19 protein-coding genes and 3 tRNA genes are annotated in these 20,968 nt (G+C 43.7%); 18 read left to right on the forward strand and 4 right to left on the reverse strand.

From position 1 onward, the window contains the following. Nucleotides 1–118 precede the first annotated feature (118 nt). From msrB to B3V51_RS12615, 9 genes are all read left to right on the forward strand, one after another. A complete protein-coding gene (msrB, locus tag B3V51_RS12580) occupies nt 119–544 on the forward strand; it encodes a peptide-methionine (R)-S-oxide reductase MsrB (RefSeq protein WP_058025889.1) in 426 nt (141 codons plus the stop codon). Nucleotides 545–687: 143 nt separating this feature from the next. Next, nucleotides 688–1,173, forward strand: a complete 486-nt coding sequence (locus tag B3V51_RS12585) for a glutathione peroxidase (RefSeq protein WP_286708526.1) — start codon at nt 688–690, stop codon at nt 1,171–1,173. A gap of 327 nt (nt 1,174–1,500) precedes the next feature. After that, nucleotides 1,501–1,576: transfer RNA gene (locus B3V51_RS12590), tRNA-Val, on the forward strand. A gap of 52 nt (nt 1,577–1,628) precedes the next feature. Next, nucleotides 1,629–1,705: transfer RNA gene (locus B3V51_RS12595), tRNA-Asp, on the forward strand. A gap of 460 nt (nt 1,706–2,165) precedes the next feature. Continuing rightward, entirely contained in the window at nt 2,166–2,321 is a 156-nt protein-coding gene (locus tag B3V51_RS12910; protein ID WP_197496725.1) for a YrhK family protein, read from the forward strand. Nucleotides 2,322–2,543: 222 nt separating this feature from the next. Then, a complete protein-coding gene (locus B3V51_RS12600) occupies nt 2,544–2,906 on the forward strand; it encodes an ArsR/SmtB family transcription factor (RefSeq protein ID WP_093068769.1) in 363 nt (120 codons plus the stop codon). 48 nt (nt 2,907–2,954) lie between these two features. Then, a complete protein-coding gene (arsC, locus tag B3V51_RS12605) occupies nt 2,955–3,362 on the forward strand; it encodes an arsenate reductase (glutaredoxin) (RefSeq protein ID WP_093068772.1) in 408 nt (135 codons plus the stop codon). Next, nucleotides 3,349–4,122 (forward strand): arsenical resistance protein ArsH, encoded by a 774-nt coding sequence (gene arsH / locus B3V51_RS12610; RefSeq protein WP_223333026.1) that lies wholly within the window; start codon nt 3,349–3,351, stop codon nt 4,120–4,122. The genes arsC and arsH overlap by 14 nt, the downstream gene beginning before the upstream one ends. Nucleotides 4,123–4,190: 68 nt before the next feature. Further along, complete coding sequence (locus tag B3V51_RS12615; RefSeq protein WP_071001947.1) at nt 4,191–5,498, forward strand: arsenic transporter; 1,308 nt, start codon at nt 4,191–4,193, stop codon at nt 5,496–5,498. Between the two features lie 131 nt (nt 5,499–5,629). Here the strand turns inward: B3V51_RS12615 and B3V51_RS12620 are convergent. Beyond that, a tRNA-Asn gene (locus tag B3V51_RS12620) sits at nt 5,630–5,705 on the reverse strand. A 258-nt stretch (nt 5,706–5,963) separates the two neighbouring features. Further along, nucleotides 5,964–7,166 (reverse strand): pyridoxal phosphate-dependent aminotransferase, encoded by a 1,203-nt coding sequence (locus tag B3V51_RS12625; protein ID WP_071001946.1) that lies wholly within the window; start codon nt 7,164–7,166, stop codon nt 5,964–5,966. Nucleotides 7,167–7,688: 522 nt separating this feature from the next. On the opposite strand from B3V51_RS12625, the gene B3V51_RS12630 reads away from it, so the two are divergent. From B3V51_RS12630 to B3V51_RS12645, 4 genes are all read left to right on the forward strand, one after another. Continuing rightward, entirely contained in the window at nt 7,689–8,426 is a 738-nt protein-coding gene (locus B3V51_RS12630; RefSeq protein ID WP_286708527.1) for an SDR family NAD(P)-dependent oxidoreductase, read from the forward strand. Between the two features lie 66 nt (nt 8,427–8,492). Continuing rightward, a complete protein-coding gene (locus B3V51_RS12635; RefSeq protein ID WP_286708528.1) occupies nt 8,493–10,214 on the forward strand; it encodes an NAD(P)/FAD-dependent oxidoreductase in 1,722 nt (573 codons plus the stop codon). 60 nt (nt 10,215–10,274) lie between these two features. Further along, nucleotides 10,275–11,399, forward strand: a complete 1,125-nt coding sequence (locus tag B3V51_RS12640) for a DUF1365 domain-containing protein (protein ID WP_286708529.1) — start codon at nt 10,275–10,277, stop codon at nt 11,397–11,399. An 82-nt stretch (nt 11,400–11,481) separates the two neighbouring features. Continuing rightward, nucleotides 11,482–12,936: an SAM-dependent methyltransferase gene (locus tag B3V51_RS12645; protein ID WP_286708530.1), complete on the forward strand. Its 1,455-nt coding sequence runs from the start codon at nt 11,482–11,484 to the stop codon at nt 12,934–12,936. 116 nt (nt 12,937–13,052) lie between these two features. Here the strand turns inward: B3V51_RS12645 and B3V51_RS12650 are convergent, their stop codons facing one another. After that, nucleotides 13,053–14,225, reverse strand: coding sequence for an MFS transporter (locus B3V51_RS12650; protein ID WP_071001942.1), 1,173 nt, complete (start codon nt 14,223–14,225; stop codon nt 13,053–13,055). Between the two features lie 105 nt (nt 14,226–14,330). Here B3V51_RS12650 and B3V51_RS12655 point away from each other — a divergent pair, with 105 nt between their 5' ends. The 4 genes from B3V51_RS12655 (at nt 14,331) to B3V51_RS12670 (ending at nt 17,637) form a co-directional block, all read left to right on the forward strand. Next, nucleotides 14,331–15,221 (forward strand): LysR family transcriptional regulator, encoded by an 891-nt coding sequence (locus tag B3V51_RS12655; protein ID WP_228724559.1) that lies wholly within the window; start codon nt 14,331–14,333, stop codon nt 15,219–15,221. 39 nt (nt 15,222–15,260) lie between these two features. Further along, nucleotides 15,261–15,671, forward strand: a complete 411-nt coding sequence (locus tag B3V51_RS12660; protein ID WP_071001940.1) for a DUF2177 family protein — start codon at nt 15,261–15,263, stop codon at nt 15,669–15,671. Between the two features lie 154 nt (nt 15,672–15,825). Further along, the gene (locus B3V51_RS12665) at nt 15,826–16,377 is read left to right on the forward strand and encodes an acyl-CoA thioesterase (protein ID WP_071001939.1); all 552 of its coding nucleotides are present in this window, start codon (nt 15,826–15,828) and stop codon (nt 16,375–16,377) included. Nucleotides 16,378–16,548: 171 nt separating this feature from the next. After that, a complete protein-coding gene (locus B3V51_RS12670; protein ID WP_286708531.1) occupies nt 16,549–17,637 on the forward strand; it encodes a cation diffusion facilitator family transporter in 1,089 nt (362 codons plus the stop codon). Nucleotides 17,638–17,826: 189 nt separating this feature from the next. On the opposite strand, the gene dps is transcribed toward B3V51_RS12670, so the two are convergent. After that, a complete protein-coding gene (dps, locus tag B3V51_RS12675; protein ID WP_058025104.1) occupies nt 17,827–18,309 on the reverse strand; it encodes a DNA starvation/stationary phase protection protein Dps in 483 nt (160 codons plus the stop codon). Nucleotides 18,310–18,764: 455 nt separating this feature from the next. On the opposite strand from dps, the gene uvrB reads away from it, so the two are divergent. Further along, the gene (gene uvrB / locus B3V51_RS12680; protein ID WP_286708532.1) at nt 18,765–20,876 is read left to right on the forward strand and encodes an excinuclease ABC subunit UvrB; all 2,112 of its coding nucleotides are present in this window, start codon (nt 18,765–18,767) and stop codon (nt 20,874–20,876) included. Nucleotides 20,877–20,968 lie beyond the last annotated feature (92 nt).

The following is a 20,968-nucleotide window of genomic DNA, read 5'->3' on the forward strand; positions in this document are numbered from 1 at the left end:
CTCTTTTTAAATATGCCTTGAATAGTGAGTTGTGAACCTTCACATATAACCCATCGTTTTTATAATAATATGGCGATAAAATAGTTATCAATAATAAATAATCGAATAAGGGTACATTATGCAAGACAATCAATTGAGTAAAGAAGAAATCAGCCAATTGACCGAAGCTGACTGGAAAGAGCGTTTGAGCGCTGACGAGTATCATGTGATGCGTGAAAAGGGCACAGAGCGTCCATTTACAGGCGTTTATAACGATGCAACTGATGATGGTGTTTATCGCTGCAAAGGCTGCGGTGCCAGTTTGTTTGATTCAAGCAACAAGTTTGATGCGGGTTGTGGTTGGCCAAGTTTCGATCAAGGGATTGATAACAGCGCGATAGACGAGCATGTTGACAACTCATTGGGTATGATTCGTACCGAAGTCACCTGTAGCAACTGCGGTGCACATTTAGGGCACGTGTTCCCTGATGGTCCACGTGAGACGACAGGTATGCGCTATTGTATCAACTCAGTATCTATTGATTTGGATAAATCTGAGAAGTAAGTCCTTTATCTGATTTTAGAAGTGTGAGAGGGGAAGTACAGAGTGCTTCCTTTTCAAGGGTTTCTAATATTCATGTGATAAAGAAAACGGCGTTATTGAAACAAATAATCAAAATAATAAAATTCTCAATTTAAGGATAGATGATGAGTACTATTTATGACTTTACCGCTGAGCGTATCGATGGCAGCTCGCAAGCGTTTTCCGAGTATAAAGATAAAGTATTGCTAATCGTTAATACGGCAAGCAAATGTGGATTCACTCCGCAGTTCGAAGGGTTAGAATCGTTATATCAACAATACAAAGATCAAGGGCTAGTCGTTATCGGCTTTCCTTGTAATCAATTTGGCAGCCAAGATCCCGGTAGCAATGACGAGATCGGCGCGTTTTGTCAAAAAAACTATGGTGTCAGCTTTCCTATGATGGCGAAAATTGATGTCAATGGCGCAGACGCTCATCCTATCTATGACTGGCTTAAAGACCAAAAAGGTGGCCTACTGACAGATGGCATCAAATGGAATTTCACCAAGTTTTTAATCGATAGCAAAGGGCAGGTCATCGATCGTTATGCGCCAACGACCAAGCCAGATGCCATCAAAAAAGACATTGAGCAAGCATTAACCAATAAGTAAGTATCGAGTCTAAAAAAAATGATTTTTTATGAAAATATAAAATCAATAAAAACATATGCTTGCTAAAAATTTCGATATAAAATTGAAAAATATTTAAAAAATTGAAAAATAGCGTTTGACAGCCAAGTGTAAATCTATATAATACACACCCACAGCAAGAGGACTTACTTAGATAAGCCCAGCTGATTAAGTTAACATTGAGTGTGACAGCTGATGATAGCTTTAGAAGTTGAAAAGCTTGATTGCTTTAAAAGCTTCAGAAAATTCCCTTTAAGGAATTTTCTCTTGCGAACCTAAAATTGCAGTGCAATTTTTTAACGGTTCTCAGGGTGATTAGCTCAGTTGGTAGAGCGTCTGCCTTACACGCAGAATGTCGGCGGTTCGAATCCGTCATCACCCACCACTTTTTAGCAAGTGGGCTCTTTAAATAAGAGCAAGAAGCTAAGACGACCTAAGCAGCGGTAGTTCAGTTGGTTAGAATACCGGCCTGTCACGCCGGGGGTCGCGGGTTCGAGTCCCGTCCGCTGCGCCATATTTAAAACGAATTTAGACTGTAAAGTTTAAGCAAGTTTCGCCTCAAGTATTAGTTTACTTGGGGTTTTTTTGTGTTTAGGTGTTTTTGCTTAATGTCATCATATTTTGGTATATTGCAGATGAGCCACCCACGATAGCACGATCATCAATCGAAAATCCTTTTTGCCACTATTTTCAGTAATATGTAATATAAGTAAAAATTAGTCTTAAAATTATTGGATAAATAAGCCATAGCAGGTATTAATCTCTTTATTTTCGTACGCCTTACAGCGCCTTCTGTTGACAGCGGCATTTGCAGCCTGATATATCTGTTTGCCTAATAAATATAGATATATAAGGGATGCATTTTGAGTGATAGTAAAAAGCTAGATTTAGGGGTTGGACAAGATCATATTGTGATACAGCGACGTTACGATGCGTTGGGCGCAGTCAATGATTTACTTATCGCTATTTAGTTTTTGATTGGTAGGTCTTTCTTTTTAAAAGAGTCGCTCACCACAGATGGGACGTGGCTGTTTATTCTTGGTAGTGCACAGCTACTTATAAAGCCACTGATCAAGCTGATCAGCTTGATTCATGTCGGTCGAGTATACAACCTATCAAATCAGCGGTAAGTTATAGCGTTAGGTAATACCGCGCTTGTTATAACCCATAAGCTGTAACTATAAATACAAATACAATCAATTTATCCAGTATTACTCCCAAGGATAATAGCCACTAGTGCTAGAAGTAGTTTGGCTCATTGAACGATAGTGAGTGTTCTTTGATACTTCCAAAAGAAAAAATTTCATCCAAAAATCATTGAATTATTTCCATATGTCTATATTATTGGACATATGGAAATAACTAATGCTACTGCAAGCTTTGCAGCACTTTCTCAAGACACTCGTCTAAAGGCTTTTAGGTTGCTGGTCAGCCACGAGCCTGAAGGACTCCCTGCGGGTGAGGTAGCCCGTCAGCTCTCTGTGCCGCACAATACCATGTCGGCGCATCTAGCAGTGCTGTCAAGAGCAGGGTGGGTGGTCTCACAGCGACAGAGTCGGCAAATTATCTATCGGGCGTCGCTCTCACATATGGATAGCGTCATTCAATTTTTATTACAAGACTGCTGTGCAGGCCATCCAGAATTGTGTGCCTCACTCATCGACAGTTTAAGTGGATGCAGGGTAAATGAGTCTGCTGAGCAAGATAATCATTAAACCAATAATCGATTCAATAAACATACTGATAAAATAGGTAAGATGACGATGAAACCTTTAATTTTGCATAACCCTAATTGTGGAACCTCTCGCAACACACTTGCCATTATGAAAGCATCAGGAGAGACGCCAGAAGTGGTGGAATATCTAAAAAACCCACCAACACGAGCACGCTTAGTTGAGTTATTAGCCCAAATGCAAATCTCTCCAAGAGAGTTGCTAAGAAGTAAAGAGGTGGTTAATGATGAGCTTGGCCTAGACAACCCTGAGCTCTCTGATGATCACATCATCGATGCCATGATCGCGCATCCTATTTTGATCAATCGTCCGATCGTGGTGACTGATAAAGGTGCGGCCTTATGTCGTCCTTCAGAGCGCGTGTTTGAACTGCTAGCAAACCCTGTCAGTAGCTTCACAAAAGAAGATGGAGAGGTCATTTATCATGGCAAACACTAAGGCCGAACCAGCATCAATAACGGAGTCTACTGCTTCAGCAAATTCTAGCTTTGACGATTTACCCAATATCGATGTCGACAATATTCAACCAATCGACATTGAGTCGTTGATCGCGCCTAATGACCCACGTCATGCGCCCAAAATATTGGTGTTGTACGGCTCTGTCCGCGCGCGCTCATTCTCTAGATTGGCCGCGGAAGAGTCGAGCCGACTGTTACGCTGGTATGGTTGTGAGGTGCGGATGTTTGACCCATCAGGCTTGCCACTGCCTGACGATGTAGATTCAGATCATCCAAAAGTGCAAGAGCTACGAGAGTTGGCGCAGTGGTCAGAAGGGATGCTTTGGGTGAGTCCAGAGCGTCATGGCAGTATCACCAGTATCATGAAAGCGCAAATCGATTGGATTCCGCTGTCTTTGGGTGGCGTGCGTCCAACACAGGGTAAAACCTTAGCACTAATGCAAGTCAGTGGCGGCAGTCAAAGCTTTAATACGGTCAATCAGATGCGTATTCTTGGACGTTGGATGCGGATGATCACTATCCCTAATCAGTCCTCTATACCCAAAGCCTTTTTAGAATTTAACGATAACAATCGCATGGATATGTCGCCGTTATATCTGCGTCTTGTCGATGTCTGCGAAGAGTTGGTGAAATTTACTTGGCTTACCCGCGGACGCTCAGCGTATCTTACCGATCGCTATTCAGAACGCGTCGAGAGCGCTGAAGAAGTATCGAACCGCGTCAATCAAAAGTCGCTTTGATACGGATACGCTAAGACTGTTACCCCAATACAATCACATTAACATTATTATTTAAGTAAGGCTGTGCCATGCTTGCGTTCGCTATTTTTGTTGTCACTCTGGTGCTGGTAATATGGCAACCGAAAGGGTTGGGTATCGGTTGGAGTGCGATGGGCGGCGCCTTGGTCGCGTTAGCGCTTGGCGTCGTGCAGCTATCAGATGTCGGTATCGTGTGGGATATTGTTTGGGATGCGACCTTTACTTTTGTGGCGCTGATCATCATCTCGCTTATCTTGGATAGAGCAGGATTTTTTGGTTGGGCAGCGCTGCATGTGGCACGCCTTGGCAATGGGCAAGGGCGACTGCTGTTTCCGATGATTGTTATATTGGGTGCGTTTATTTCTGCGTTTTTTGCCAATGATGGGGCGGCGCTATTACTGACGCCCATTGTGATTGCGATCTTGCTGCGCCTAAATTTTGCACCACCTTCCGCTTTAGCTTTTATCATCGCGACGGGTTTTATCGCTGATACAGCAAGTCTGCCCTTGGTCACCTCAAATTTAGTTAATATCGTTAGCGCCAATTATTTTGATATTGGTTTTGGGCGTTATGCGGCAGTTATGGTGCCCGTGAATATTGTGTCCGTATTGGCGACGCTACTGGTATTGTGGATGGTCTATGCCCGTCATATTCCTAAGCACTATCCAGTCGATAATCTAAGTGCCCCTGCATCCGCTATTACCGATCCATTGGTCTTTCGCGCCGCTTTTCCATTGTTGGGTTTGCTACTGGTTGCTTATTTTGCGACCGAGCCGCTAGGGTTACCTATTTCACTTGTCACTGGCGCTATCGCATTGTTGCTAATGGCCATCGCTGGTCGTTTGTGGCAAGGCGGACGCGGCGCGGTGATTTCTGTCAGTGATGTCGTACGCAAAGCTCCTTGGCAAATCGTCCTGTTTTCGATTGGTATGTATTTGGTGGTGTATGGCTTGGGCAATGCAGGTCTTACCGCCTATGGCGCGCGCGTGCTTAACTGGCTAGGAGGGCAGGGCGCAGTCATTGCCACAGTAGGGACTGGGTTTTTATCTGCCATTGTCGCGTCTATCATGAATAATATGCCAGCGACTTTGGTCGGTGCGCTCGCGATTGATCAGGCGCAAGTGCCCGCTGCGACGCGAGAACTGATGATTTATGCCAATGTAATCGGCAACGATTTGGGCCCTAAGTTTACACCGATTGGCAGTCTTGCGACGTTATTATGGTTGCATGTATTGGCAGAAAAAAACTACAAAATTAGCTGGGGACAATATATAAAAATAGGCCTGCTGATTACGCCTCCTGTGTTACTAGTGACGCTTTTGGCCTTGGTTGTTTGGCTGCCTATGCTGCCAAGCTAATTAAGACAGTAGAGTCAGTGCAGAGTTGCTTTCAAATACAAGCCATAAAAAAACCCCCATCAAACTGATGGGGGTTTTGGCAAATGCCATAATTGAATCTATAGTGACTCAAAAGGTTTACTACTAAAATGTGGCTCTCCAACCTGGGCTCGAACCAGGGACACACGGATTAACAGTCCGTTGCTCTACCAACTGAGCTATTGGAGAATAGGTTGTAAGTAACTAATCGCTTACAACGAGCCTTAGAAGTCTCTAACGAGTTCTTGCTAAGTGGGGCGTATTCTAGCAAAGATAAAAAATACGTCAAGCGTTTTTTTTCATAACTCGTAAAAAATATCACTTTAATGATGAGGGAGAGGGCTTTTACGGATAAATAGCAAAAACAACCATAAAAAAGACGCCGCATAGAAACGACGCGGCGTCTTTTTTGTTAAAGCACTTGTAAGGCTAACGATGCTTTGTGACTTATTCGGCAACGTCCAAGTCAGCAATGGCTTTTTCGATACGTGACAAGGCATCTTGCAATGTGGCTTCATCAGTCGCGTAAGAGATACGCATATAGCCACCAAGACCGAAAGCATCACCAGGTACGACCGCGACACCGACTTTTTCTAGTAACCATGCTGAAAACTCAGTACATGATGATAGGCCAGCGGCTTTGATGAGTGGCTTGATTTCAGGATACACGTAGAACGCACCGTCAGGGCGCAAGCAAGTGATCCCTTTGATGGCGTTTAGACCATTAACGACTAGGTCGCAGCGCTTCTCAAATGCCGCTACCATTGGCTCAAGTACGCTCTGATCGCCACTGATGGCTGCTTCTGCAGCCACTTGGCTGATGGAGGTTGGGCATGAAGTAGACTGTGACTGTACTTTTTTCATCGCGCCGATGAGTTTGGCAGGGCCACCAGCATAGCCAATACGCCAGCCTGTCATCGCATAGGCTTTAGACACACCGTTTAGGATAATGGCACGGTCTTTTAGCTCAGGCGCGGCATTGAGGATATTGTAGAACTTATCACCCGTCCAGCGGATGTGCTCGTACATGTCGTCTGATGCCACATACACGTGTGGATGCTTTTTCAATACTTCAGCGATGGCTTTTAGCTCATCCAAGGTATAAATCATACCAGTCGGGTTAGAAGGGCTGTTCAATACCAACAGTTTGGTTTTTTCAGTGATGGCGTCTTCTAGCTGCTCAGCGGTGATTTTGAAATCTTGCTCAGCGGGGCATTTTACGATGACTGGTACGCCTTCTGCGATGATAACCATATCAGGATAGCTCACCCAGTATGGTGCTGGGATGATGACTTCGTCGCCAGGATTGATAAACGCTTGGGCAAGGTTAAAGAATGACTGCTTACCACCGACCGATACTAGGATTTCGTTTGGCTCGTAGCTGATGTCATTGTCACGCTTGAATTTCTCTATGATGGCGGTTTTTAGCTCTGGCGTACCATCAACAGCAGTATATTTGGTGAAGCCATTATTGATGGCATCGATTGCTGCTTTTTTGATGTGGTCAGGGGTATCAAAATCAGGCTCGCCTGCACCCAAACCGATAATGTCTTTGCCAGCTGCTTTTAGTTCTTTTGCTTTATTGGTAATCGCTAGCGTAGGAGAGGGTTTGATGCTATTGACGCGGTCAGACAGTTGCAACTCGCTCATGAGAGATCCTTTTTTATATGGAAGTGGGATTGGTAAAAATCGATATTAATTATATAACGCTTTTATCACTATCAGGACAAGATATCGGGCAGTTTAGACAATCACCTCATCTTGTCGTGAAGATAGCCACAATTCGATCATAAATGAGACGCTCATCCATGTCTGCGCGGCTATTTTAATATTGTAGCATGCTGATATAGCGCTGTCTTATTACCCCGATAACAAAACATTGCGGACTGTCTTTTAGCATGACTCACTGTATAAATATGAAGACCACAGCAAAGTTAAGATGCTTTTGTTGTGGCAATTGCGAAGACACAACAATAAACCTATAGCCGACCACTATAATTATTTAGGTTTGTTAAATAAGATGGCGTATAGGTTAATAAAAACAAGCCATATAACAGAGCACAAATACGCTCAGATGAAAGCTTGCATCCGAATTTAAAGACAGCTCTATTCAGCTCTTTGTTGAGCGATACGCTTTTCATATTATAAGAACATTTAAAAAGGATATTCACGATGACAGATTCTGCTGAAAAACAACACATTCTTATTACTGGTGCGACCTCCGGTATTGGCAATCAATTGACCAAGGATTATCTGCTAGAGGGCCATACCGTGTATGCTGTCGGCCGTGATGACGAGGCGCTGGCTGAGCTAAAATCGCTCGGCGCAGAGACGATTGATTTGGATCTCATGGATCGTGACAAAGTCATTGCAGCGTTTGAAAAAGTCGACACCATTGATTTGGCGATTTGCGGTGCTGGCATGTGTGAGTATTTAGATATGCCAAACTTCGATAGCGAAGTATTTATGAAAGTGATGTCAGTCAATATGGGCACGTTGTCTCATGCCATCGAAGGCGTATTGCCAAAGCTCATTGCGTCTAAAGGTCGCCTAGTCGGTATCGGTTCAGCGTCTGCTTATGTGCCGTTTGCGCGTGCTGAAGCTTATGGTAGCTCAAAAGCTGCTATCCATTATCTGATGAAAACATTACAGATTAGCCTCGCACCACACGATGTATCGGTGAGCTTGGTCGTACCGGGTTTTGTTGAAACGCCGATGACTGAGCAAAATGATTTCCCTATGCCGTTTATCCAGACGCCAGAGCAGGCCAGTCAAGCCATCCGTGATGGCATAGAAAGCGGTCATGAGGTTATTGAGTTTCCCAAAAAACTAACGATGCCACTAAAAGCATTGGGCACACTACCTGACTTGGTCTGGCAGCAAGTCAGTGAAAAGCTCAATAAAAAGTAATTCATCATTATTAACAAACCTATTATCCACTATAAAAACAGCAAAAATATAGAAGGGAATGCTTTTATGCCGTTTATTCGTTTCAAGCGTGCAATTAGCCAAAAAACTGACAATCAAAATACTGATAAGAGCAATCATGCCAAAAATGCTGACCATCAGAGAGCACAAAAACGTATCGCCATTATTGGCTCCGGTGTGTCAGGGCTGACCTGTGCGCATTACCTAGGCGCGCAACATGAGGTGACCGTTTTTGAGGCCAATGATTATATCGGCGGGCATGTAAATACCATTGATGTGGCACTACAGGACGGCAAAAAAGCAAAGACTAGTAACGTAGAGAGCAGCGCCATAGACACCGGTTTTATTGTTTTTAATGAGCGTACTTATCCCAATTTCTTCCGTTTGCTCCACGATCTGCAAGTGCCATTTCAGGCGACGGATATGAGCTTTTCGGTCAAAAATACCGCACGTCGTTTTGAATACAATGGGCATACGCTCAACACCTTATTATCGCAGCGCAAAAACGTACTCAATCCGAAGTTCTGGCAGTTTATCAAAGATATCTTGCAGTTTAATAAGCACATCAAGCAGCTCCGTCAAGAGTATGATAGTGCGCGTGCTGCGGGGCAAGACATTAGCGGATTTACTGAGCAGACGCTAGGTAATTACTTGGCTCAAAAAAACTATGGTCAGCTATTTACTGATAACTATCTGCTGCCAATGGTCTCAGCCATTTGGTCAACCAGTCTGGATGAAGTGCAAGATTTCCCACTGGTGTTTTTTGCGCAATTTTTTGACAATCATGGCTTGCTCGATGTGGTCAATCGTCCGCAGTGGTTCACGGTCAAAGGCGGCTCAAAACAATACGTTAATAAGTTGATTCCACGCTTTATCAAAGCAGGTGGCAAAGTGCGAGTCAATAGTCCAGTACAGTCTGTGACACGTGATGGTGAGCAAGTGCTGTTGACGGTTCAGAACAAAGGTGATGCCAACAACAGCGAGAACCTTGTATTTGATGAGGTTGTTTTTGCCTGTCATGCAGACACCGCACTGAAAATTCTAACAGATGCCAGTACCACTGAAACTGAGGTGCTGAGTCACTTCCGCTTCACCAAAAACACGGTGATATTGCATACCGATACGAGCGTCTTGCCCAAGAAGCCACTGGCATGGGCAAGCTGGAACTACCTTATTGATAGAAAGACTTCAGACAATGTGACAGACAAGAATCAAGCTAGCGTAAATACACAAGCACCTGCAAAACCCGTGCTAACGTATCATATGAATATCTTGCAACGTCTGACCAAGAAGCATAATTATTTGGTCACATTGAATCATGAGATAGATGATCAGCAAATCGTCAAAAGCATTGATTATAGCCATCCAGTGTTCGATCTAAAGATGATTGAGGCGCAAACCAAATGGTCAAGTATCTCTGGCACAGGGTTGCATACGCATTTTTGCGGGGCATATTGGTTTAATGGCTTTCATGAAGATGGCGTACGCAGCGGTCTACGTGTGTGTCAGGCGCTCGGCCATGATATCGATATAAAAGACGAGGTTGATCCAGCGCATTTGCCTGCTGCGGATAGCGTACATATGCCTTTTCGTTATAAGGACTTGCCAGTAAAAGCTGACACAAAGGCACGCAAACTTGATAAGCGTCAGATTAACACTGCGACCACCAATCAGAAGTTGGTTGAGTATGCTGAGCGCTTACAGAGTGCGGCTGATGATAATAACCAAAATAAAAAACGTGGTTTATTTGCTCGCCGTAAAGCCAAATAGCTTTGCGAGCAATATTGCAAATTGTTCTATCATCATGTGCCTTTACCGAAGAGAGTGTCTATGACCGTGTCCACCAAACCTACTAATGATATGTTACGTCATGAGCTAGCTTGTGATACTACTGCATTAGCGCATCAATTGCTTGAGGGCACGACATGGCATAGTCGGTTGCTACCTAATGTGAATAATTTTGTTTATCCGTATCGCTATTGGGGCATCAATATCAGTGCATTGGCGGCAGGACAGGCACTGCCAGAAGTAAACACGGCAGCTTTTGGTGAGCATAAGGTTTTAGGCGAGTCACACCTGAGCAAGATATTACCAAAGAAGTTACTGGCAAAGGGATTGCCTTTATTTTCAGCTAAGACAAAGGCGCTACAACAATTTTGCCCTAATGATTATCTAGAGGGTTTCAATAGCCTAAGTAGTAATGAAAGCCTAAATGACAATGAAAGCCTAAATGACAATGAGAGCATAAGTGACAATGAGAGCATAAGTGACAATGAGAGCATAAATAGCAACGAAGATATTGATAATGACCTACCGTCTAATCAAGCACTAGAGCAGCGTCTGAGCCAAGCATTTATCAAACATGCAGGTAGCAGTCCTACAGGAGATATGTTGGGATTACTCGTATGCCGTAATGCAGGTATGTATTTTAGCCCAGTCAATTTTTACCTAGGGTTTAATGAGCAGCAGACGCCGACGCACTTATTGGCTGAAGTATCCAATACACCATGGGACAAGCGTCATTACTATGGGTTTTTGTTAGAAGGAGAGGAGACTGAGTTTTGTCATGACAAGGACTTTCATGTGTCACCTTTTAATCCTATCGATCAGCTATACCGCTGGCAGGTGACGGTAAAACGTACACAACAACATACGGTTGATAAGCAGTCAAGCACAGGCTTGCAAGTTCGTATCGCTATTGATATCAGTGATGAGCGTGGGGAGGTCCTAAAAACGGGTATAAAGATATCAGGGGTGCCGCTGACAGAAACCACCGTTCGCAATAGCTTACGAAAAAACCCACTGATGAACATGACCTCGTTAGCGCGTATTTATGGGCAAGCCTTTAAACTCTATGCGATCAAAAAGGTGCCTTATATCAATTATGATGAAAAGCTAGCTGACAGTAATCAGAAAACATCTACCTCTTTAAAAAGCGAAACTTTAAACGATTGATAATCTAGAAATCCAAAAATCAGCAACACATTTTATATAGTCAATTTCAAAATAAAAGAACTTAGACAAGGACAACCATACGATGTCAGTACGACCGACCGACCGAGCACCAGTGACAAAATTAGAGAAATTAACCGCTCGCATGAGTAAAGTGGTTAACGAAAGTGCCGTACTACAACCCGTCAGCGATGGGGTGAATCATTTAGCCAGAAAGCTTATATTTCACGCATTACAGCACATCCAGTTTGGTAGTCTTACTTTGATTGAGACCTTTGGTGAGCAAACAGCAAAGACAACTAGCTTTGGCAAAGTCACTCCTCAGGTAGCAAGTAGTTCAGCAGTAGGTCGACATTCTCTAAACGTCACGTTAGAGATTCATGATAGTGCGGTTTATCGTCAACTGCTGCTTGGTGGCTCTATCGCTTTGGCAGACAGGTATATCGATGGCGAATGGGACACGGATGATTTGACGGGCCTGATCCGTTTGGCGGCGCGTAACTTGGAAGTGCTTAATAAATTAGAAAATCGTTTTGCGGGCGTTAGTAAAGCATTTGAGAAAGCAAAGCATCAGCTACGTAGTAATGACAAATCTGGTTCTAAATCCAATATCCTAGCGCATTATGACTTGGGCAATGATATGTATCAGCGTTTTTTGGATGATACGATGATGTACTCATCGGCAGTCTATCCTACGCCTGACGTGACGCTTAGCGATGCTCAGCAGCACAAACTGTCGCTCATATGCCAACGTTTACAGCTGAGTGCTGATGATAGTGTCATTGAGATTGGTACAGGCTGGGGTGGTTTTGCGATTTATGCAGCTACTCATTATGGCTGCCATGTGACCACCACGACTATCTCTGATGCCCAGTATGATGAAGCGAAGCGACGAGTCGAAGCGGCAGGATTGTCTGATAAGATCACGCTACTCAAACAAGATTACCGCGAGTTGACAGGTCAATATGACAAGCTAGTCAGTATCGAGATGATTGAGGCGGTGGGACATGAGTACTTACCGACGTTCTTTGCTAAATGTAATAGCTTGCTCAAACCGACAGGTCTTATGGTATTGCAGGCCATCACTTTTAATGATCAGAATTATCAAGACTATATCGATTCGGTCGATTTTATCCAAACGCATATTTTTCCAGGGGGCTGTCTGCTATCCAATCAAGAGCTGACGACACAGTTTACTGAGCAGACGGACATGGTCATCAAGCAACTACATGATTATGGCTTTGATTATGCATACACGCTGCGTGATTGGCGTGCTGCATTTATGGCACAGCGTGCAGAGATTCAGGCGCTTGGCTATGACGATGCCTTTATCCGCCTATGGGCGTTTTATTTCTGTTACTGCGAAGGGGGATTCTTGGAGCGTACCATCGGTGTGGTTCAAGTCACTGCGGTGAAGCCTAACAATATTGACACGCTGCATTTTTCCGATTTACCAAGTGCGGTCTTAAAAAACGAAACGGTTTCGAACGATGAGACGGCCTTTAATGACGCAGATATGGCAAACACAGCGACAGTATAAGTTAAGTGATATAGATACGGCTTTTTCATAACACTTATATGGTCTCATACTGTATAGACAGTTTGAGACCCTTATGTTGAGAGGTTGTATATTGAAAAGTTTTACATTGAAAGGTTCTATGATGTTTGCAGGGCACGCTTATCAAGTAGACCTGAATAGCGTGTTACCGCTAATGCCATTAAAGAGATAACAGCACCGATCCAAGCTGTATCTTGCAGTGACATATTTTCAACCACGCTACCACCGATGACTGAGCCCAGTGCAATACCGATATTAAATGCAGCAATGTTCAATCCAGAAGCGACATCGACAGCGTTCGGTGTATATTTTTCAGCTTGTTTGACCACGTAGATTTGTAGGCCCGGTACATTACCAAAGGCAAACGCACCCCATACCAAAATAGTGAGTACAGCAGCGATCTTGGATTGCATAGTAAAGGTGAATAATAAAAGAATAATGCTTAAGGCGCTAAATATAATGCTAAGCGCACTAATAGGGCCACGTTTATCTGCAAGTTTGCCGCCCCAGATATTACCGATAGCAACGGACACGCCATATACGAGCATGATAATACCGATGGCTGATGGCGCAAATTTGGTTTGTTGTTCTAAGATAGGTGCTAGGTAGGTAAATGCCGTAAACGTACCGCCATAGCCGAGAATAGTCATTAAATAGACCAGTAGTAATTGCGGTTTTACAATGACTTGTAATTGCTCTTTGAAGGTTGCAGGGATAGATTTTTTTAGGTTTTTTGGTACTAATATCGCGCTACCAATTAAAGCGATTAAACCCAGTGCTGAGACGACCAAAAACGTAGCGCGCCAACCGAAATGCTGTCCAATCCATGTACCAAGGGGGACGCCAGTGACGAGCGCCACAGTGAGTCCGGCAAACATAATGGCAATTGCACTGGCTTCTTTTTCTTTACTGACAAGGCTAGTAGCTATCATGGAACCAATAGAGAAAAACACACCATGTGCCAGACCAGTCAAGATACGGGCAAGTATTAAGGTTTCATAACTGGGTGCTTGCCAAGCCAGCAAGTTGCCGATGACAAACAGACCCATTAGGCTCATCAGTACTATTTTACGATTCCAGCGACCAGTGAGTGCAGTAAGGATAGGGGCACCGATAGCGACACCAACGGCATATAGGCTGACGAGCAACCCTGCTGAAGGCAAGCTCACGCCCAAATCGGTGGCAATAGTTGGTACCAATCCAACAATGACAAATTCGGTTGTCCCAATTGCAAATGCGCTTAGAGTAAGCGCCCATAAAGCGAGTGGCATAACGACATCCTAATAATTAAATAATGCGCGTAGTTTGACCGATTTATAGTTTGCAAAAAACAGCACAAATGACAAAATACCTTTGTTAATTTTGTAAAGGTCATCATGATGATGGGACATGCTAAAACAGAAGATATAGAGATATTTTTGACCGTAGTGGATACGGGCAGTTTTACTGGCGCTGCCAACTTGCTGAATCAGCAAGTCGCTAAAGTGTCTCGTGCGGTGTCCAGACTCGAAGATACGCTGCAATGCACGCTATTAAATAGAACGACACGGCGCTTAGAGCTGACGGAGGAAGGACATGTCTTTATTAGATATGCGCGTGAGAGTTTAAATACGTTATATACCGGTGAAGAGGCAATTAAGCTGTTAAAACAAGCGCCGAGTGGGCATCTACGAATTGACGCTGCGAGTCCGTTTGTATTGCATCAGCTGACGCCTTTGGTTGGTGAGTTTGTGCAGCAGTATCCGCATATTACGCTTGATTTGACCTCGCATGACAATATCATCGACTTGCTTGAGCATAAGACGGATCTGGCTATCAGAATTGGCGATTTAAAAGACTCAAACTTGCATGCGCGTCTATTGGGTAAAAGTCAGCTGCGGCTAGTAGTCAGTCCTGAATATTTATATCAGCATAATGAAGTAGCTCATATTAATGATTTAAGCACTCATAAATTAATTGGCTTTAACGATGCGTCAAAGCTAAATAGCTGGCCACTAAAAACACCAGTGAAACTGAACTTTCATATGACTGGCAGTAGCGGCGAGACTTTGCGTCAGCTGTGTTTAAATCATCAAGGTATCGCTTTACTGTCAAATTTTATGATTGGTGACGATTTGAAATCTGGACGATTGGTTGAGGTGTTGCCTGAGGCTATAGTAACACCAAACAATCGCGAATCCATACAGGCGGTCTATTACAAAAACAGTGCCGTATCATCGCGTATTTTAGCATTTTTAGATTTTATTCAGCCACGACTGACATTATAAGTTTTATCCGTTTTTATTCATTTTATAAGGGGTATTATCATGGGTTACGTTTTTATTTATCTTGCCGCGGTGGTTATCTTTCTAGGAGTGGATGCTGTTTGGCTGACGACCATGAAAGGGGCTTTTTATGAGTCGCGCATCGGTCATCTATTGGCGGATGAGCCTAACATGATGGCAGCTGGTATCTTTTATATGTTTTATATCTTGGCACTCTGCATATTGATTCTATATCCACAAATCAAAGCAGGTGCATCAGTTGGTCATATTTTCTTACTTGGTGGTTTGATTGGTCTAATGGCCTACGGTACATATGACTTTACTAACTTGGCACTATATAAGGGCTTTACGCTAGATACAGCGCTCGTTGACTTTGTATGGGGCGGTGTTTTAACGGGGTCAGTCAGCGCGATTGTCGCTTGGCTGGCTTATCGTTTTCATTGGTTGAGCTAACCAAGATCGCCCTTATTCATAAAAGCTGGCCCTATATAGCTTTGATTTACATAACCTAGACCGATTAGAGACATAGGGCTGTTTGCGCTATTTGGTGTCCTACTGTATAAATGGTAGGCACAACAAATAAGTGTCAAACCATTTAAGGAACGTTATGCCGCAATACAATACCAGCTCGACTGCCAAAAAAGCCCCACTGAATCATGAACTATATATGTCGATATTGATGACGCCTGATATGGCAAATTTTATCGGTAATGTCCATGGCGGTGATTTGCTAAAGATGCTCGATCAGGTCGCTTACGCTTGTGCCAGTCGTTATAGTGGTAGCTATGTCGTGACATTGTCCGTGGACCAAGTTATGTTTCGTGAGCCTATTTATGTGGGCGAATTAGTAACCTTTGCAGCCAGTGTCAATCATGTGGGAAATACCTCAATGGAGATTGGCATTCGTGTTGAGGCAGAAGATGTGCGTGCTCGTACCGTGCGCCATACCAATAGCTGCTATTTTACAATGGTTGCTATCGATGATAATGGCAAGCCAACTCCTGTCCCTCCGCTTGTCATCAAAAATAAATTACAGCAATGCCGAGCAGATGCAGCGATAGAGCGAAAAAAACTGCGTATGGAAAGCGCACATCGTCCCAGTTGTGATATTGAAAGCTTGAATCAAAATTTTGGCGAGCCTGAAGATATTGCCAAATAGAGTCACTAGATCTGGTTATCAGATGTTGATGATATAACGGCCTTACGCTACAACGACTCACTAAAAAGACACTGATATTGTAAAGCGCTTACTTTAAGCTGATAGGTATTTCAAGCCATTCGTCCATGGTGAATATATTCACTATCAACATGTTATTCCAGTGAGTTTAGTATGAGTCTAAAGCCATCCGTTGGTAATCCCCAACATCATTCGTCAGCTTCTTCTAAAGTGCCGAGTCATCGTGCACGCGGTGCTAGCAGTCTGCAGACCCCAAATGATTCCGAGTTAAAGCATGTCCTAAATCAGAGTCCTGAAACCAATGATGAGCACTCAGGCTCGCTCATTACGGTGTTGATTGCTGTTGGGGCCAATGTCATTATCGCGATTGCAAAAACCGTGGCTGCCTTTTTGACAGGATCTGCTTCCATGATTGCTGAAGCGGCGCATTCATGGGCGGATGCGGGCAATGGTACGTTGCTCATTGTCGCCGAAAAAAAATCTGTTAAACCTGCTGATAAGAGCCATCCATTAGGTTATGGCAAAGAATCCTATGTCTGGTCAATGATTGCTGCATTCGGTGTATTTACGGCAGGCTCGATTGTCTCTATTTATACGGGTATTAAGGAGTGGAACGCTACTGAATCTGAGACCAATTATACGATTGCTTTTATCGTTTTAGCAGTCGCCTTGGTGCTTGAGGGGTTTTCGCTGGTTCAGGCTTATAGACAGAGTAAAAAGCACGGCGAAGCATTAGATGTGAGTGCGCTTGGCTATGTGGTGGATACCTCCAATCCGACTTTGCGCGGTGTGTTTTTTGAGGATTTAGCTGCCGTTATTGGCTTGGTGGTTGCCGCCGCCGCTATGGGCATGCATGCCTATACTGGAGAGGCTTATTGGGATGCGCTTGGTTCTATCATTGTAGGCTTATTACTGGGGGTGGTCGCGATATTTTTGATTAGCCGTAACCGTGATTTTTTGGTGGGGTATAGAGTCACTGACCGTATGCACGAATACGTCTTGAGCGAACTGCTAAATCATCCAGATATCGATAGTGTGTCCTATCTACACCTAGAGTGGGTTGGTCCTAAAAAGATCTTTATGGTCGCCGCAGTGGATATCGCAGGCAATCAGAAAGAAGAACATGTCGCTCAAAAGTTTGAGGAGATTGAAAACTTGTTCCGAGATAACCCTGTATTCCAAGAGGCAATTTTGACACTATCGGCACCAAATGCTGATATTCTGAAATTAGAAGATATTTGAGCTATAAAGCAAGTCAATAAAAGGAAATACAGTAGACGCATTCATTGACAGCAGGTAGATTGTTAAATATTCGATACATCATTCATTGTGTAAGACACAAAAAAGTGTAAGGCACAAAAAAGCCGTCAATAATGACGGCTTTTTTTATTCGTAATTATGAGTCTAAAATACCCATTAATTCACGGATACTTATTTCTTTGGCGCATTCGCACCGATGAACCAAGCATCTTTATCAATGATGCGACTAGCTTCAGTGAATAGGTCGGCGGTATCTTCATCACCGGCGTCGCCAGCAGTAGCAATGGCTTCTCTTAATGCCTCTGCTACTTTTTTGTAGCGGTTAGTTAGCTCGCGTACGTGTTGATCTACTTCAGTAATATCAGTTGGGTAGTCATCTAGAATAGACTCTTTTACCACACGACTTGCCAGACCATTTGGTTGACCACCCAAAATCACAATACGCTCAGCAATAGTATCTGATACTTCAAGGATACGATCTGACGTTTCGTCTAACAACTGATGCACACCGATGAAACCAGTACCTTGTAGGTTCCAATGACACTGTTTGCCATCTAGGGTTAGATCAATAACGTTTGCTAAGTTAGCGTTTAGCAAATCAATCATTTTTTTTGCGGTATCGTCTGAAATTCCACTTGCGTAACGTTCTCTCATATTTTACTCCGTTATTTATTTAAAATTATTATATTGACTGAAAATCTCAATGTATTGTTATTAGTCTTTTACTCTTACCTGATGACAATCAATCCAAAATAAATATCAGAAATATCTCTATCTACCGGCTGATAAGTCACCTGCTTGTTAATTCATGATCGATAATAGCAGCTTAAATCGATGTTGGAACCCCTCAGTGTTAGGCTTTGTTAGGTGGTCGTGTAACGGGTTTGTTAACCATGAAAATCTTTGTAAATTTATCAAAGTCTGTGTGCGTTTTTTATAACAACGGCAGGTTTATTTATCGATAAATAGTATCTTTACAGACTTATATTTTGTGTAGCGCGATATGGCAATATGTATAAGATAAGACTCGTCATTATCCGTTAAAAAGCCTTTAAAAACCGCCGCTCAGACTCCATATTGTTATAAACTTTAATAAGAAGAAAATTACTATGAGAATGCCTGAACCGCGCTCATCGCGTCAGTTAAACCAATTGGCCGTTCAGCTCCAAGGCGAAGCTGAAATCAGTGGTGTCAATGCGTCTGGGACGAAAATATCCAGCCGTGCCTTTGAGATGGTCACCGATTTTGAGCCAGCAGGCGATCAGCCGCAAGCCATCGAAAAGCTGGTCAAAGGTATTGACTCTGGTATGGATGAACAGCTATTGCTAGGTGTGACGGGCTCTGGTAAAACTTATACCATGGCTAAGGTCATCTCTGAATGTCAGCGCCCAACCATCATCATGGCGCATAATAAGACCCTTGCCGCGCAGCTATATGGCGAGTTTAAGTCGTTTTTCCCGAACAATGCGGTTGAGTATTTTGTCAGTTACTATGACTACTATCAGCCAGAGGCCTATGTCGCTGCTAGCGATACCTTTATCGAAAAGGACAGCGCCATCAATGATCACATTGATCAGATGCGTTTGTCTGCCACTCGTGCACTACTTGAGCGTCGTGATGCGATTATCGTTGCATCGGTATCGTGTATTTATGGCTTGGGTGATCCAGAAAGTTATTTAAAAATGCTATTGCATGTGGTGGTTGGTGATCAGATAGACCGTACCGCAACTATTAAGCGTTTGGTTGAAATGCAATACACCCGTAACGAGTTAGATTTTGGCCGTGGTACTTATCGTTTGCGTGGTGAACTGCTAGATATCTATCCTGCTGAGTCTGAGCAACTGGCGGTACGTGTGCATTTGTTCGACAATGAAGTGGAGAAAATCACGTGGTTTGATCCGTTAACGGGCAAGACCGTACGTAGTGTGCCGCGTATTACCATTTATCCAAAATCACATTATGTGACGCCGCGCAATAAGTTAGAAGCGGCCAGTGAAACCATACGCGCTGAGCTTGAGTCGCGTTTGGAGTATTTTCGCGAAAACAACAAGCTGATTGAAGCACAGCGTCTCAAAGAGCGTACCCAGTATGATCTTGAGATGATTCAGCAGCTTGGCTACTGTAATGGTATCGAAAACTACTCACAGCATCTCTCTGGTCGTCCATCAGGGGAAGCGCCGCCGACGTTGTTTGATTACATTCCAGAAGATGCTCTGCTGTTCATCGACGAGTCACACGTGACCGTCTCTCAGATCGGTGCAATGTATAAAGGGGATAGATCACGCAAAGAGAACTTGGTCAACTATGGCTTTCGCCTACCAAGTGCGATGAACAACCGCCCGATGAAGTTTGAAGAATGGGAGCGCATTAAGCCCAAAACCATTTACGTTAGTGCTACGCCAGCGCTGTATGAGCTTGAACATAGTGAGCAGGTGGTAGAGCAGGTTGTACGTCCAACGGGTCTGATTGATCCTGAGATCGAGATACGTCCGGTCTTGACACAGGTCGATGATGTGCTGTCTGAGATTACCAAACGACGTGAAAAAGACGAGCGCGTATTGATTACCACCCTGACTAAGCGCATGTCAGAGGACTTGACCAGCTATCTAAAAGAATATGGTGTCAAGGTCGCCTATCTGCATTCAGATATCGACACGGTAGAGCGTATGGAGATCATTCATGAGCTACGTACTGGTGAGCATGATGTGTTGATCGGCATCAACTTGCTGCGCGAAGGTTTGGATATGCCTGAGGTCTCATTGGTGGCGATATTCGACGCAGATAAAGAAGGGTTTTTGCGTTCTGAGCGTTCACTTATTCAGACCATTGGTCGTGCAGCACGTCATTTGAACGGCAAGGCCATTCTCTATGCAGATCGCATTACTCCAAGTATGCAAAAGGCGATAGATGAGACAGAACGTCGCCGCGACAAACAGATTGCTTTTAACCTTGAGCATCATATTACGCCAAAAGGCGCGCGCCGTAGCATCACTGATAAGATTGATACAGGCGAAAGCCTAGATGCCAATGACAATCAGGCCATTCCAGTCAAGAGCAATTTGCCTGATGTCGATATCAATATCTTGCGTAGTCCTGATTTATTGGCCAAAGAAATCAAACGTCTTGAGAAGCAAATGCAGCAAATGTCGCGTGATTTGAAATTTGAAGAGGCGGCGAAGACTCGTGATAAAGTGCTGGAGCTTAAAGCGCATTTGATCTGATTGTCTGTATTAAATAATATAAAAAATGGGGTGCGCACTGAGCACCTCATTTTTTTGGTCTATTCGATAGGAGGGCGCTGACAAAGATTGAA

Source organism: Psychrobacter sp. UBA2514 (genome assembly GCF_002341255.1).
GTDB lineage: Bacteria > Pseudomonadota > Gammaproteobacteria > Pseudomonadales > Moraxellaceae > Psychrobacter > Psychrobacter pacificensis.

Excerpts from the sequence above, each read along its gene's own strand:
- msrB (WP_058025889.1), top strand. The coding sequence starts at position 119 with ATGCAAGACAATCAATTGAGTAAAGAAGAAATCAGCCAATTGACCGAA.
- B3V51_RS12585 (WP_286708526.1), top strand. The coding sequence starts at position 688 with ATGAGTACTATTTATGACTTTACCGCTGAGCGTATCGATGGCAGCTCG.
- B3V51_RS12600 (WP_093068769.1), top strand. The coding sequence starts at position 2,544 with ATGGAAATAACTAATGCTACTGCAAGCTTTGCAGCACTTTCTCAAGAC.
- arsC (WP_093068772.1), top strand. The coding sequence starts at position 2,955 with ATGAAACCTTTAATTTTGCATAACCCTAATTGTGGAACCTCTCGCAAC.
- arsH (WP_223333026.1), top strand. The coding sequence starts at position 3,349 with ATGGCAAACACTAAGGCCGAACCAGCATCAATAACGGAGTCTACTGCT.
- B3V51_RS12615 (WP_071001947.1), top strand. The coding sequence starts at position 4,191 with ATGCTTGCGTTCGCTATTTTTGTTGTCACTCTGGTGCTGGTAATATGG.
- B3V51_RS12625 (WP_071001946.1), bottom strand. The coding sequence starts at position 7,166 with ATGAGCGAGTTGCAACTGTCTGACCGCGTCAATAGCATCAAACCCTCT.
- B3V51_RS12630 (WP_286708527.1), top strand. The coding sequence starts at position 7,689 with ATGACAGATTCTGCTGAAAAACAACACATTCTTATTACTGGTGCGACC.
- B3V51_RS12635 (WP_286708528.1), top strand. The coding sequence starts at position 8,493 with ATGCCGTTTATTCGTTTCAAGCGTGCAATTAGCCAAAAAACTGACAAT.
- B3V51_RS12640 (WP_286708529.1), top strand. The coding sequence starts at position 10,275 with ATGACCGTGTCCACCAAACCTACTAATGATATGTTACGTCATGAGCTA.
- B3V51_RS12645 (WP_286708530.1), top strand. The coding sequence starts at position 11,482 with ATGTCAGTACGACCGACCGACCGAGCACCAGTGACAAAATTAGAGAAA.
- B3V51_RS12650 (WP_071001942.1), bottom strand. The coding sequence starts at position 14,225 with ATGCCACTCGCTTTATGGGCGCTTACTCTAAGCGCATTTGCAATTGGG.
- B3V51_RS12655 (WP_228724559.1), top strand. The coding sequence starts at position 14,331 with ATGATGATGGGACATGCTAAAACAGAAGATATAGAGATATTTTTGACC.
- B3V51_RS12660 (WP_071001940.1), top strand. The coding sequence starts at position 15,261 with ATGGGTTACGTTTTTATTTATCTTGCCGCGGTGGTTATCTTTCTAGGA.
- B3V51_RS12665 (WP_071001939.1), top strand. The coding sequence starts at position 15,826 with ATGCCGCAATACAATACCAGCTCGACTGCCAAAAAAGCCCCACTGAAT.
- B3V51_RS12670 (WP_286708531.1), top strand. The coding sequence starts at position 16,549 with ATGAGTCTAAAGCCATCCGTTGGTAATCCCCAACATCATTCGTCAGCT.
- dps (WP_058025104.1), bottom strand. The coding sequence starts at position 18,309 with ATGAGAGAACGTTACGCAAGTGGAATTTCAGACGATACCGCAAAAAAA.
- uvrB (WP_286708532.1), top strand. The coding sequence starts at position 18,765 with ATGAGAATGCCTGAACCGCGCTCATCGCGTCAGTTAAACCAATTGGCC.